Genomic DNA, 13834 nt, shown 5'->3' on the forward strand with positions numbered 1-13834 from the left:
CTGGAGCTCGAATGACACGCGATCCCTCCGCGCCCACGACACCCGGCGCATCCACCCCGGCCACCATCGCGCAGGTCGCGACGGCCGCCGGGGTCTCGCGGGCGACCGTCTCGCGGGTCATGAACGGTCGCGCGACGGTCGCCCCGGTCATCGCCGAGCGCGTGCGACAGGCGGTTCGCGACCTCGACTACACGCCCTCGACCGTTGCCCGAAGCCTCTCGCTCGGCCGCACGAACACCGTCGCCCTCGTCGTTCCCGACCTCGCCAACCCGATGTTCCAGCAGGTGCTGCGCGGGGTCACCCAGGCCGCGGCCGTCGACGGCTACCGGGTTCTGGTCGCCGACTCGGCAGAGAACGTCGATGAGGAGAGGCTGCTCGCGATCGAGGCGCGCATGCGCTGCGACGCCCTCGTGCTGTGTGCGCCCCGTATGCCGATCGCGCAGCTCACCGAGCTGCTGCCCCGGGTCTCGCCGACCGTCGTCATCAACCGCGACCTCGGGGCGCTCGCGGCGCCCGCTCTGTCGATCGACTACGCGTCGGGCATCAAGGGGCTCATGGCGCACCTGCTGTCGCTCGGGCACACGCGCTTCCTGTTCCTCGGCGGGCCCGGGCAGAGCGCCTCGAACCAGGAGCGCCTCGAGGGGCTGCGCGAGGTCGCCGCCTCGCATCCGGGAATCACGATCGACACCGTCACCTGCGGCGCAGCGATCGAAGACGGGTACGCCGCGGCAGAGGCCGTGCTCTCGAACGGGGCCACGGCCGTGCTCGCGTTCAACGACCTCGTCGCGGTGGGGTTGCTGGGGCGGCTCGCCGAACTCGAGGTCTCGGTTCCGGGCCGGGTCTCCGTGACCGGCTTCGACGACATCCAGTTCGCCCGCTTCGCCACACCCTCGCTCACGACCATGTCGGTGCCGCAGATGGAACTCGGCCGCCAGGCCTGGGCCCAGCTGCGCGAGCTGCTCGAGGGCGGGCAGCCCGAGCACGCAGTGTTCTTCCGGCCGCGGCTCGAGGTGCGCTCGAGCACGGGGCCCGTGCCGGATGCCGTGGGCCCGGTGCCCGGCGCATGACCGGTTCGAGCGCACCCTCGGCCGCCGACCGGGCGGTGAAGCGCGCCAGGCTGCTCGCGATCCTCGAGGAGCGCGATGCCGAGAGCCTCGTGCTGTCGAGCCACGGCGCCCTGGCCTGGTACCTCGATGGGGCCCGCACGCACACGAGCCTCATGGGCGACCCCGTTCTGCAGGTGCGGGTCGATCGCGACGGAGACCGGGTATCGGCGTTCTCGAACGAGGCCGCGCGGCTGCTCGCCGAGGAGCTTCCATCAGGAATCGAGGTGTCGACCGTGCCGTGGTTCGGCGCGCTGGGCGACGGGTTCGCGGATTCTGCTGGTGCTGGTGAAGCGGGCTCTGGCGTTGCAGGGCCGCGCTCGCTCGTCGAGTCCGACATCGCGGCCGAGCTGCGCGCGGCGCGCGCATCCCTTCTTCCTGCAGAACTCGCCCGCTACCGCGCCCTCTGCAGCGACGCGGCCGAGGTGATGACCGACGCTCTGGCGGCCGCCTCGCCGGTACAGCCCGAGCGGGCGCTCGCGGCATCCGTCGGCGCAGGGCTCCTGGAGCGCGGAGCCGACCCGCTCGTGCTCATGGTGTCGGGATCCGCTCGAGCCGGCTACCGGCATCCGCTGCCCCGCGACGAGCCGGTCGGCTCGCGGGCCATGGTCGTGGCCTGCGCCAGGCGGCACGGAATGATCGCGAACATCACGCGCTGGGTGAGCTTCGGGGCACCGGCCGCCGATGCGTTCGCCGACGCGGGCGCGCGCATCCTCGAGGTCGAGGCCGCCTACTTCGACGCGACGACCGCGGGCGCGACCCTGAGGTCGGCGTTCGAGGCCGGATGCGCGGCGTACGGCGAGGCGGGATTCGCGGCTGACGAATGGCGCAACCACCACCAGGGCGGGGCGGCCGGGTACAACGGACGCGACCCTCGGGCGACGTCGCGGGTGCCCGACCTGGTCCAGCTCAACCAGGCCTTCGCGTGGAACCCGTCTGCGCCCGGGGTCAAGATCGAAGACACGGTGCTGCTCGGCTCGTCCGGAATCGAGTCGCTCACCGTCGACCCACGCTGGCCCACGGTGCAGCACGCGGGCCGCGCCCGCCCCGCCGAACTGCGCCTGTAGCCCGGCTCTACGCGTAACTAATTCAGGAGGAGCGGCCGGCCGGCGCCACTATCCACACGGCGACGCGCTCCTCCTGAATTGGTCGCGCGCTCCGCCGCGTCCACCTCGCCACTACTCTGATCTGAAACGCTTCAACCGGCCGCACGAACATAGGAGTTCCCGCCATGCCCATCGATCCGCACATCGCCGAGCGCATCCACCTGCTCGAGGGCATTCCCGACTGGGGCTCCGGTCGCACCGACGCCGAGCACGCTGCCGCCTTCGCCGAATTCGCCGTCGACCCGGAGCCCTACGACCTCCCCGCAGACATCGAGATCGGCGACGACGTCGTCGCCGGCCCGCACGGCCCCATCCCCGTTCGCGTCTACCGCCCATCCGGCGCAACCGGCCGGCTGCCGGCCCTGCTGTGGAACCACGGCGGCGGCTTCGTCGGCGGCGACCTCGACATGAACGAGTCCCACGTCACGAGCGCCGAACTCGCCCACCGCGCCCAGGCGCTCGTCGTCGCGGTCGACTACCGGCTGGCGAATGACGGGGTTCAGTATCCGGTTCCGGTCGACGACGTCGAGGCCGCGTGGCTCTGGCTGATGTCGAACGCGCCGGCGCTGGGGGTGGATGCCCGCCGCATCGCGATCGGCGGCGCGAGCGCGGGGGCCAACCTGGCCGCCGCGACGGTCGTGCGGCTCGTCGCGACGGGCGGCATTCTGCCGTCGAGGCTGCTGTTGGCCTACCCGGCGCTGCATTTTCCGTTCCCTGCCCTCCCCGACGAGGTGCAGGCCGTGATGGCGACGCTTCCAAGCATGATCCGCTTCCACCCCGAGGGCTCCCGCCGCATGCTGCTGAACTACGCCGGCACAAGCGTGGATCTGCCGCCCGAGGTGATGCCCGGACACGCGCCGCTCGCGGGGTTCCCGGCCACGCGCATCCTGATCAGCGAGTTCGACGACTTCAGGCCGTCGGGCGAGCTGTTCGCCGAGCAGCTGGCCGAGGTGGCCGTGCCCGTGGAGACCCGGCTGGCGACAGGAATGCTGCACGGGCACCTGAACCGCACGCCGACGCTGCCGGAGGTCTCCCGATCGCTGGACTTCTTCGCGGAGGCGCTGTCCGAGACCACACGCAGCGTCCGAAACACCCCGGCAACACCGCCGCACTAGGCTCGGGTCATGGTTGACCTGTTCGCCGGCTACGGCGCCACACTCACCCCCCGTTCGTCGCGAGGGTCCGCGAGTGCCTGGGACGAGATGTTCCCCGAACCCAGCTCCCTGGCCCCCGTCGAGGCGCGCGCCGCCTATAAAGACGTGTACCAGGCGCTGGCCCGCATGACGCAGGAGGAACTGCGCGGGCGCACCGACGCCCTGGCCAGTTCGTACCTCGCCCAGGGCGTGACGTTCGACTTCGCCGGCGAGGAGAGGCCCTTCCCCCTCGACGCCGTTCCGAGGGTGATCGAGCAGAAGGAGTGGGTGACCGTCGAGGCGGGAATCAAGCAGCGCGTGCGCGCGCTCGAGGCCTTCCTCGCCGACATCTACGGCCCCCAGCACGCGGTGCGCGACGGCGTCATCCCCGCAGGCCTGATCAGCTCGTCGAGCCACTTCCACCGCCAGGCCGCGGGCATCGTCTCGGCCAACAACGTGCGCATCCAGGTGTCGGGCATCGACCTGATCCGCGATGAAAAGGGCGCCTGGCGGGTGCTCGAAGACAACGTTCGTGTTCCGAGCGGCGTCAGCTACGTCATCTCCAACCGCCGGGTCATGGCGCAGACGCTGCCCGAACTCTTTGTCAGCATGCGCGTGCGCCCCGTGGGCGACTACCCCAACAAGCTCCTCCAGGCATTGCGCGCGTCCGCGCCCGCCGGCGTCGACGACCCCAACGTGGTCGTGCTCACCCCCGGCGTCTACAACTCCGCCTACTTCGAGCACACCCTGCTGGCCCGACTCATGGGCGTCGAGCTCGTCGAGGGCCGCGACCTGTTCTGCTCGGGCGGCAGGGTCTGGATGCGCACCACGGCCGGTCCGATGCGCGTCGACGTGATCTATCGCCGGGTCGACGACGAGTACCTCGACCCGCTGCAGTTCCGCGCCGACAGCCAGCTCGGCTCGCCCGGCATCATGATGGCGGCGCGGCTCGGAAACGTGACGATCGCGAACGCGGTCGGCAACGGCGTGGCCGACGACAAGCTCGTCTACACCTACCTGCCCGACCTCATCCAGTACTACCTGGGCGAGAAGCCGATCATCCCGAACGTCGACACGTGGCGCCTCGAAGACCCGGCCTCGCTCGAGGAGGTGCTCGACCGCCTCGACGAACTCGTCGTGAAGCCCGTCGACGGATCGGGCGGCAAGGGCCTCGTCGTCGGACCCGCGGCATCCAAGACCGAGCTCGAGACGCTGCGCAAGCGGCTTCTCCAAGACCCGCGCGGCTGGATCGCGCAGCCGGTCGTGCAGCTCTCGACGATCCCGACGCTGGTCGAAGACGGCATGAGGCCGCGGCACGCCGACCTGCGCCCGTTCGCGGTCAACGACGGCAGCGACATCTGGGTTCTGCCCGGCGGACTCACGCGGGTGGCGCTGCCCGAGGGCGAGCTCGTCGTGAACTCGAGCCAGGGCGGCGGATCGAAGGACACGTGGGTCATCGGCCTCGAGCCCGATTTCTTCCACGAGTCCTCGGCCCGCAACATCCAGGGTCTCGTGGCCGACCAGGCGGCGAACACGCAGTCGATTCCGATCGTCGGCAAGCACGCCGTCGACCACTCTCCTCAAGACAAGCCCAACAACGACCAGCAGCAGCAGCAGCAACAGGCGCGCTGGAGCCCGGGGCACCCGCCCCTGCCGACGCCCCGTTCCCTGAGCCTGTCGAAGGGAGCCCGTCTCGACAGGCTCGACGAACGGAATGAAGGAGGAGACGAATGCTGAGCCGCATCGCCGAGAGCCTCTTCTGGATCGGGCGCTATATCGAGCGCAGCGACGGCACCGCCCGCATCCTCGACGTGCACCTGCAGCTCCTGCTCGAAGACCCGTGGATCGAAGAAGACCTAGCCTGCCGCTCGCTTCTTGCGCTCATGGGCAGCGAGGTCCCCGGACCCGAGCGTGAACTGACGCGACAGGACGTGCTTGCGACCCTCGCGGTAGACCGCACCCATCCCGCATCCATCGCCTATTCGCTCGGAGCGGCCCGCGAGAACGCCCGTCGGGCGCGCGAGATCGTCTCGACCGAGCTGTGGGAGTGCCTCAACACGACCAGGGCGAAGATGCCGCGCAAGGTCGCGGGCGAGAAGACGCACGAGTTCTTCGGCTGGGTGCGCGAACGCGCGGCGCTCGCCGTGGGCATCGTCGAGTCGGGAACCAGTCGTGACGAGGCCTGGCACTTCTTCAACCTCGGACGCTCGCTCGAGCAGGCCGACATGACGGCCCGCCTGCTGGCGACGAGAAGCCTCACCGAGGCATCCGGCCCGAGCTGGACGACCATTCTGCGATCGTGCGGCGCCTACGAGACCTACCTGCGCACCTACCGGGGCGTGCCGTCGGCGCGCAACGCGGCCGAGTTCCTGCTGCTCGACCGCCTGTTCCCGCGGTCGATCATCTTCTCGGTCTCGCGGGCGGAGGAATCGCTGCGCGCGATCGAACCCCGCAACGACCGGGTCGGTGTCACCGACAGGGCGCAGCGGCTGCTCGGCCAGATCCGCAGCCAGCTCGAGTACCGCCCGATCATGGACATCCTGCACGAGCTGCCGAAGCACATGGACAGCGTGCAGGATGCGACGTCGACGGCATCCGAGGCGATCCGGCAGCGCTACTTCCCCACCAACGCTGCCCCTTCCTGGACGGGAGAGAACACATGAACCGGCTTCGCATCCGGCACGTGACCGGTTACCGCTACGAGGGCGAGGTGGCGGCCTCCTACAACGAGGCGCGCATGCTCCCGGTCTCGAGCTCCGACCAGTTCGTGCTGTACTCCAACCTCGAGATCGCTCCCGTGTCGAGCAACCACAACTACCTCGACTACTGGGGCACCAGGGTCTCGAGCTTCGAGGTGCTGACCCCCCACAAAGAGCTGTCCTTGACCGCGAACAGCCTCGTCGAGGTGCGCCCGCGCGCGCACCAGCCGCACAAGGTCGGTTGGGAGACGCTGGCCGACGCGGCCGCCAAGGCCACCTCGTACGTCGAGCATTCGAAGCAGACCCGCCTCACCGATCCGGCCGACGACATCGTCGAGCTCGCCAACGAGATCGCGTCGCGCTACGACAGCCCGTGCGAGGCCGCCCTCGAGATCTGCTCGGCGATCGGCGACCAGATGCAGTACGTGCAGGGCGTCACCCATGTGCACTCGACGGCCAAGGACTCCTGGGCCGACAAGCGCGGCGTCTGCCAGGACATCGCGCACATCGCCCTCGGCGCGCTGCGCTCGGTCGGCATCCCCGCACGCTACGTCTCGGGCTACCTGCACCCGAAGCCGAACGCCGAGATCGGCGAGACGGTCGCGGGGGAGTCGCACGCCTGGGTCGAGTGGTTCTGCGGCGACTGGCGCGGCTTCGACCCCACGAACTCGATCGACATCGGAGACCGCCACGTGACGGTGGGCCGTGGCCGCGACTACAACGACGTGGCCCCGCTGCGCGGCGTCTACGCCGGGCCGTTCGGGTCGAGCCTCTTCGTGACCGTGGAGATCACCCGCGAGAGCTGAGCCTGTCGTTCCCTGAGCTTTGCCTGCGGGCGGTTCCCTTCGACAAGCTCAGGGAACGGCGACACAATGGGCACGTGCCCCAGTTTCTCAGCGACCACGGCGTCGCGATCCACTACTCCGCCTGGCCCATCGAGAACCCGCGCGGCATCGTGCAGATCGTGCACGGCCTCGGCGAGCACTCGGGGCGGTACGCCGAGCTCGCCGGCCGGCTAAACGCATCCGGATACGCCGTCTACGCGCACGACCTGCGCGGCCACGGCGAGACGGCGCGGCTGCCCGGCGGCGAGACGCGACCCGGCCATCGCATGGGCCCTGACGGAGTGCGCACGGCCGAGGCCGACATCCTGCGTTTCACCAGGCTGCTGCGCGACGAGGTGCCCGGCGTTCCCCTGGTGGCACTCGGCCACAGTCTCGGGTCGCTGCTGCTGCAGCGGGTCGTCAACACCCGATCGACGGCGTTCGACGGCCTCGTGCTCACGGGCACGGCGCTGCGCATGCCGGGGTCGATGGATGGCGGCGACCTGACGCGGCGGCACCGCCCGGCCCGCGGCCAGGGTACGGGGTTCGAATGGCTGAGCCGCGACGTGGCCATGCAGCAGAAGGCCGCCGACGACGCCTACATGTTCGAGGCGAAGGCGCTGAAGGAGCTCGGCGTGCGCGACGGGCTGCGGCTGTTCGGCGTGCCCTCTCGTCGTATCCGGCGCGATCTGCCGGTGCTGATCATGGGGGGCTCCGACGACATCCTGGGCGGCACCGCCAGCATGCGCCGGCTGGCCAAGGCCTACACGCAGCGCTCGAAGCTTTCCGACGTCGAGGTCGTGGTGTTTCCGGATGCCCGGCACGAGGTCTTCAACGAGACGAACCGTGCCGACGTGGCCGACCGCCTCGTCGACTGGCTCGACCACCACAGGGCGTTCTAACTCAGGAGAATCGCGGTAGCCACGGGCGAATCGGGCCTTTCCGGCCCGATTTTCCTGCGCTGCAGCGGCGTAGGCTGGCTGCATGCATGGTGAGTATAAGGTTCCCGGCGGCAAACTCGTGGTCGTCGACCTCGACCAGGTCGATGGTCGTATCGCGAACTTCCGACTGGCGGGTGACTTCTTCCTCGAGCCCGACGACGCGCTGCCGCTGATCAACGCGGCCGTCGAGGGCCTCCCGGTCGAGAGCGATGCCGCCACCATCGCCACAGCGGTCAAGGCCGCCCTGCCCGAGGGCGCGCAGCTGCTGGGCTTCACACCCGAGGCCGTCGCCGTCGCCGTGCGCCGCTCGCTCGCCAAGGCCACCGGATGGCGCGACTACGACTGGCAGGTCATCCACTCGAAGGCCGTTCCGCCGGTCGAGCAGATGGCCCTCGACGAGGTGCTCGCGGTCGAGGTCGGCGAGGGGCGCCGACAGCCCACGATGCGCATCTGGGAGTGGGAGTCGCCGGCCGTGGTGATCGGCAGCTTCCAGTCGCTGAAGAACGAGGTCGACCTCGAGAACGCCGAGAAGTACGGCTTCGACGTCGTGCGTCGCATCTCGGGAGGCGGCGCCATGTTCATGGAGGCCGGCTCGGTGATCACGTACTCCATCTACGTTCCCGCGGCCCTCGTCTCGGGCATGACGTTCGCCGACTCCTACGCCTTCCTCGACGAGTGGGTCATCATCGCCCTCAAGTCGCTCGGCATCGACGCCCACTATGCGCCGCTCAACGACATCACGAGCCCCACAGGCAAGATCGGCGGGGCCGCGCAGAAGCGCCTCGGCAACGGAGCGGTCGTGCACCACGTCACCATGAGCTACGACATGGACGGCGAGAAGATGGTGCAGGTGCTGCGCATCGGGCGCGAGAAGATGAGCGACAAGGGAACCAAGTCGGCGGCCAAGCGCGTCGACCCGCTGCGCAGCCAGACAGGCCTGTCGCGCGCCGACATCATCGACAAGATGATCGCCACGTTCACCGGGCTCTACGGCGCGACGCCCGGAGACATCACCGACGACGAGTACGCCAAGGCCGAAGAGCTGGTGCGCACCAAGTTCAGCACGCCGGAGTGGATCGCCCGCGTTCCGTAGGAGAGAGGTCGACGAGCGGCTCACCGGGTCGTGAGCGGCTGGTACTCCTCGTGGTTGTCGATGTAGGTCGCGACGAAGGGGCACGCGGGGATCACGCGCTGCGTTCCCGCGGCGATCTGGTCGAGCACGCCCTGCACGAGAACACTGCCGAGACCGCCGTGCTGCTTGCTCGGATCGATCTCGGTGTGGGTGATGGCGATGGCGTCGCCCCGCAGTTCGTAGTCCGCGAGTCCCACCTGTTCATCGTCGACCCAGAGGGTGTAGCGGCTGGCATCGGGCTCGTGGCGCACTTCGCGGCTCTGCATCCAACGAACGATACGCCCACTCCAGACCTGCCACAATTGCAGGATGCCCGACCATCCGATCGATCCGGCGTCCGCTCCGGGCGTCAGCCGGGTCATCCAGGGCGACAACCTGCCTGTTCTCGCGAGCCTGCCCGACGAGACCTTCACACTGATCTACCTCGACCCGCCCTTCAACACGGGCCGGGTGCAGAAGAGGCAGTCCACGACGTCGGTCCGCACCGCGGCGGGGGTCGGCTCGATAACGGGGTTCAAGGGCCGCAGCTACGAGCGCATCAAGGGCGATCTGCTCGCCTACGACGACGCGTTCGAGAACTACTGGGAGTTCATCGAGCCGCGCCTCCTCGAGGCCTGGCGCCTGCTCGCGCCCGACGGGACGCTGTACCTTCATCTCGACTACCGCGAGGCGCACTACGCGAAGGTGCTGCTCGACGCGCTGTTCGGCCGGGAGAGCTTTCTCAACGAGATCATCTGGGCCTACGACTACGGGGCGAAGTCGAAGAGCCGCTGGCCCGCCAAGCACGACACGATCCTCGTCTACGTGAAGGACCCGGCGCGCTACTACTTCGACTCGTCGAGCGTCGACCGCGAGCCGTACATGGCTCCGGGGCTGGTGACGGCCGAGAAGGTCGCCCGCGGCAAGCTGCCCACCGATGTGTGGTGGCACACGATCGTGTCGCCGACCGGCCGCGAGAAGACCGGCTATCCCACCCAGAAGCCCGAGGGCATCCTGCGTCGCATCGTGCAGGCATCGAGCCGCGAGGGCGACTGGGTTCTCGACTTCTTCGCCGGTAGCGGCACCACCGGCGCCGTCGCCCAGGCCCTGGGCCGTCGCTTCGTGCTGGTCGACCAGAACCCCGAGGCCATCCAGGTGATGCGCGATCGCCTTCCCGGCGTGCCGGTGGTGAGCGCCCCGCCGGTCTAGCCGACGGCCGCCGCGCGGGAACACGTGCGCGCCCGGCCGGCGCATCCGCCACCGGTCGAAGGGCAGCGGATGCGCCGAGCGGGCGCGGACGATGGTGGTGCGGGCGGGGCTAGTGCACGGGCATCGGCACGGCGTCTGCCGAATCGGATGCGCCGGCCCCGGCGGGCGCGGCACCGTGGCTCAGCGACAGGCCCTGGCCGCGGCGGCGGAACAGCAGGGCTGCGACCACGGCGCCGAAGGCGAAGAAGCCGGCACCCCACCAGTAGGCGGTGGCATAGCTGGCGATGGCGGCGTTCGCGGCGACCTCGGCGGTGACCGGGGCGTTCGACGCGAGGTAGTCGGCGGCCGCGGTGGCGGCGAGCGTATTCATCAGTGCCACGCCGATCGAGCCTCCGACCTGCTGGCTCGTGTTGACCATGGCTGAGGCGACGCCCGCGAATTCGCGGTCGACGCCGAGGGTGGCGGTCTGCATCGAGGCGGGCATGATCGTGCCCATTCCGAAGCCCATGATCATGAGCGCGGGCAGCACGTTGGCCGCGTAGCTGCTGTCGAGGTCGAGCCTCGTGAGCATGACCATCGCGATCATGGCGATGATCATTCCGGCGGGCACCATGATCTTCGGGCCGAAGCGCGGAACGAAGAGGTTGGTGCCGAGCTGGGCGGCCAGAACGAGCATCGCGATCATCGGCAGGAACGACAGGCCGGTCTGGATGGGGGAGAAGCCCAGCGAGGCCTGCAGGTAGTAGGTGACGAAGAGGAAGATGCCGAACATGCCGGCGCCCGCGATGAGCACGGAGGCGTAGGCCGCGCCGCGGTTGCGGTCGAGGACGATCTTCAGCGGAAGCAGGGGATGTGCCGCCCGGCGCTGCCAGAGGACGAAGGCGACCAGCAGCACGGCGGCGCCCGCGAGCATGCCCCACGTGAGGGGAGAGTCCCAGCCGTCGGTCTCGGCGTTCGCGAAGCCGTAGACCAGGCCGAAGAGGCCGCCCGAGATGAGTACGGTGCCCGGGATGTCGAGCTTCGGACGGGGGCCCGTGCGCTTCGACTCGGAGAGGTAGACGGCCGCGCCGATGACGCCGATGACAGCGATGAAGACGTTGATGTACAGGTTCCAGCGCCAGTCGAAGCGCTCCGTGAGGAATCCGCCGAGCAGCAGGCCGACGGCTCCACCGGCACCGGCGATCGCGCCGAAGATCCCGAATGCGCGGGCGCGCTCCTTCGGAATGGTGAAGGTGGTGGTGAGCACCGCGAGGGCGGTGGGAGCGAGCAGCGCGCCGAACACGCCCTGCAGCGCGCGGGCCGCGACGAGGGTTCCGAAGCTCTCGGCGGCTCCGCCCAGCGCCGAGGCGACGGCGAATCCGATGAGGCCGATGATGAAGGTGCGCTTGCGGCCGATCAGGTCGGAGACGCGGCCGCCGAGCAGCAGGAGGCTTCCGAAGGCGAGGGAGTAGGCCGTGACGACCCACTGGCGGTCGCCGTCGCTGAAGCCGAGGTCGGCCTGGGCGGCGGGGAGGGCGATGTTGACGACGGTCGAGTCGAGAACGACCATGAGCTGGGCGAGGGCGACGACGGTGAGCGTCAGCCAACGGCGTGAAGAGACCTTCGCAGCGTCGGCGACGCTCGAGGGCGAGAGAGAGGTCTGAGTCATGTGGTCAGCATATACGAAACTCAACAGTTCCGGATAGCCTCAGTTCCGAATTTATCCAGTTCCGACTCTTAACAGTTCCCTAATTGATAGAGTAGGTGCTGCAGCACATCGCGGACAACAGAAGGAGACGAGCGCAATGACGCAGCTCGACGACGTTCACACGAGCAGTGACGCCCCCAAACTCGGCCGCAGGCGAGACCCGGCCAAAGACCAGCAGATCCTGGATGCGGCGGTCGAGGTTCTCGCCGAGACCGGCTTCGACGGCATGACGATCGACATGGTCGCCTCCCGCGCCGGTGCGGGCAAGGCCACGGTCTACCGCCGGTGGACTTCGAAGAACGAGCTCGTGCTCGACGCGGTGGCCTGCATGAAGAAGGGCGACCTCGACTCGCTCGCCATTCCCGACACGGGCACCCTGCGCGGCGATCTGGTCGCCATGATCCGCCCGCCGTCGATTCACGACGCCGAGCGCAAGCTCAAGGTGATGGCCGGCCTCGCGTCGATGCTGTCATCGGCCCCCGAGCTCGCCGACGCGGCCAACGAGGCCATCGTCGAACCGCGCGCGCGCATCAACCGCATGCTGCTGACCCGGGCCATCGAGCGCGGCGAGATCGCATCCGACACCGACATCCAGCTCATCTCGCTGATCTCGCCGTCGATGGTGGCGTACCGATCGCTCATCCTGCGCAAGCCGGTCGACCGCGAGTTCCTGATCACCATCATCGATGGAGTCATCCTGCCCGCCGTCGGCCTCGGCCAGACGGCCCCCGCGCGCCCGTAGCGGCGTTCCCTGAGCTTTGCCTGCGGTCGGCCTACGCGGTCGGCGCGGCCTCCGACGACTCGCGGACCACCAGTGTGGTCGACATGATCTGCGCGTGCTCGATCGTCTCGCCCGCGATCAGCCGCACGAGGGCGTCGGCCATGCCCGCTCCGAGCTCCGACGAGGGCTGGTGCACCGTCGTGAGCGTCGGGCTCAGGGCCGTGCCGAGTGGATCGTCGTCGAACCCTGCCACGGCGATGTCGCCGGGAATCGTCAGTCCCCGTTCGCGCAGCACCGGGTAGGCCCCCGCCGCCATCTGGTCGTTCGCGAAGAACACCGCGTCGATCGACGCGTCACGGTCGAGCAGCCGACCGATCGCATCCGCCCCCGACGCGGGCGAGAAGCCGCCGATCTCGACGAGGTCGTCGGCGAGCCCTGCGGCATCCATGGCTTCTCGCCAGCCGCGCAGCCGATCGACGCCGGGCGGCATGTCCTGGGGTCCGGCCACGGTGGCGATGCGGGTGCGGCCGAGGGCGATGAGGTGCTCCGTCGCCGAGCGCGCGGCGGCCACGTTGTCGACGTCGACGAAGTAGCTGTCGTCGAGCTCGGGCGTCAGGGGCCGCCCTCCGAATACGATCGGAAGCTTCTGGCCGAGGCGGGTGTAGGAGTGGTCGCCGGAGTGGTGCGACACCACGAGCGCGCCGTCGACGTTTCCGCCGAGCAGATAGCGCCGGGTCTTGTCGCTCGACGACTCCGAAGCGATGAGCAGGTTGAGTGTGTAGTCGGTGTCGTTGAGGTAGACGGCCACGCCCTGGATGACGGCGGCGAAGAAGGGGTCGCTGAACACGGTCGACGTCTGCTCGGGAACGATGAGCGCGATCACGTTCGTGCGCCTGCTCGCGAGCGAACGCGCGGCGCGATTGGGCACGTAGTTCAGCTTCTCGATCGCGGCGTTCACCAGGGCGGTCACCTGCGGGGTGACCGCGGTCGAGCCGTTGACGACGCGCGACACCGTGGCGCGAGAGACTCCGGCGACGTGCGCGACCATCTCGAGTGTGGGCGCCTGCGGGGTGGTCGCCTGCTCGGAGTGGTCGATCGTCATTGACGGGGCCCTTCTGATAGGAGGGTCCCATTCTAGAAGCGCGAACCTCGGCCGCCGCGACCGGCACCATCGACACGGCGGATCGCCTCAGTGAGGTGCGGGAAAGTGTCGCTTCAGTGGCCGGCAGAGTCATATGGTCGTTGCAACGCTCTGATTGATCGGAGTGTTGATGTCGACGAAGAAGTATGGCGTTCGGTA

Annotated in this window: 13 protein-coding genes; 10 read left to right on the top strand and 3 right to left on the bottom strand. The window is 69.1% G+C overall.

All coding sequences use genetic code 11. The features are described 5' to 3' along the window. Positions 1-11 precede the first annotated feature (11 nt). The 8 genes from QCD70_RS07495 (at position 12) to QCD70_RS07530 (ending at position 8899) form a co-directional block, all read left to right on the top strand. Positions 12-1067: a LacI family DNA-binding transcriptional regulator gene (locus QCD70_RS07495; protein WP_301214736.1), complete on the top strand. Its 1056-nt coding sequence runs from the start codon at positions 12-14 to the stop codon at positions 1065-1067. After that, a complete protein-coding gene (locus QCD70_RS07500) occupies positions 1064-2170 on the top strand; it encodes a M24 family metallopeptidase (RefSeq protein WP_301214738.1) in 1107 nt (368 codons plus the stop codon). The genes QCD70_RS07495 and QCD70_RS07500 overlap by 4 nt, the downstream gene beginning before the upstream one ends. Before the next feature lie 164 nt (positions 2171-2334). Further along, positions 2335-3324, top strand: a complete 990-nt coding sequence (locus tag QCD70_RS07505) for an alpha/beta hydrolase (RefSeq protein ID WP_301214740.1) — start codon at positions 2335-2337, stop codon at positions 3322-3324. Between the two features lie 9 nt (positions 3325-3333). Then, entirely contained in the window at positions 3334-5079 is a 1746-nt protein-coding gene (locus tag QCD70_RS07510; protein WP_301214742.1) for a circularly permuted type 2 ATP-grasp protein, read from the top strand. Further along, a complete protein-coding gene (locus tag QCD70_RS07515) occupies positions 5073-6005 on the top strand; it encodes an alpha-E domain-containing protein (RefSeq protein ID WP_301214744.1) in 933 nt (310 codons plus the stop codon). The genes QCD70_RS07510 and QCD70_RS07515 overlap by 7 nt, the downstream gene beginning before the upstream one ends. Continuing rightward, positions 6002-6847 carry a transglutaminase family protein gene (locus tag QCD70_RS07520; RefSeq protein ID WP_301214746.1) on the top strand — a complete coding sequence of 282 codons (846 nt, stop codon included), beginning with the start codon at positions 6002-6004 and terminating at the stop codon, positions 6845-6847. The genes QCD70_RS07515 and QCD70_RS07520 overlap by 4 nt, the downstream gene beginning before the upstream one ends. A 74-nt stretch (positions 6848-6921) precedes the next feature. Then, positions 6922-7767 (top strand): alpha/beta hydrolase, encoded by an 846-nt coding sequence (locus QCD70_RS07525; protein ID WP_301214748.1) that lies wholly within the window; start codon positions 6922-6924, stop codon positions 7765-7767. 82 nt (positions 7768-7849) lie between these two features. After that, complete coding sequence (locus tag QCD70_RS07530; RefSeq protein WP_301214750.1) at positions 7850-8899, top strand: lipoate--protein ligase family protein; 1050 nt, start codon at positions 7850-7852, stop codon at positions 8897-8899. A gap of 20 nt (positions 8900-8919) precedes the next feature. Here the strand turns inward: QCD70_RS07530 and QCD70_RS07535 are convergent, their stop codons facing one another. Beyond that, positions 8920-9204: a GNAT family N-acetyltransferase gene (locus QCD70_RS07535; RefSeq protein WP_301214751.1), complete on the bottom strand. Its 285-nt coding sequence runs from the start codon at positions 9202-9204 to the stop codon at positions 8920-8922. Positions 9205-9247: 43 nt separating this feature from the next. Between QCD70_RS07535 and QCD70_RS07540 the strand changes: the two genes are divergently transcribed. Then, entirely contained in the window at positions 9248-10126 is an 879-nt protein-coding gene (locus QCD70_RS07540) for a DNA-methyltransferase (protein ID WP_301214752.1), read from the top strand. A 109-nt stretch (positions 10127-10235) separates the two neighbouring features. Here QCD70_RS07540 and QCD70_RS07545 read toward each other — a convergent pair whose 3' ends face one another. Continuing rightward, positions 10236-11774 carry an MFS transporter gene (locus QCD70_RS07545; RefSeq protein WP_301214753.1) on the bottom strand — a complete coding sequence of 513 codons (1539 nt, stop codon included), beginning with the start codon at positions 11772-11774 and terminating at the stop codon, positions 10236-10238. A 136-nt stretch (positions 11775-11910) separates the two neighbouring features. Here QCD70_RS07545 and QCD70_RS07550 point away from each other — a divergent pair, with 136 nt between their 5' ends. Next, positions 11911-12555, top strand: a complete 645-nt coding sequence (locus tag QCD70_RS07550) for a TetR/AcrR family transcriptional regulator (RefSeq protein ID WP_301214754.1) — start codon at positions 11911-11913, stop codon at positions 12553-12555. Positions 12556-12586: 31 nt separating this feature from the next. Here the strand turns inward: QCD70_RS07550 and QCD70_RS07555 are convergent, their stop codons facing one another. Continuing rightward, a complete protein-coding gene (locus tag QCD70_RS07555; RefSeq protein ID WP_301214755.1) occupies positions 12587-13636 on the bottom strand; it encodes a LacI family DNA-binding transcriptional regulator in 1050 nt (349 codons plus the stop codon). Positions 13637-13834: the final 198 nt, after the last annotated feature.

The organism is Agreia sp. PsM10, from assembly GCF_030433855.1.
Taxonomy (GTDB): domain Bacteria; phylum Actinomycetota; class Actinomycetes; order Actinomycetales; family Microbacteriaceae; genus Agreia.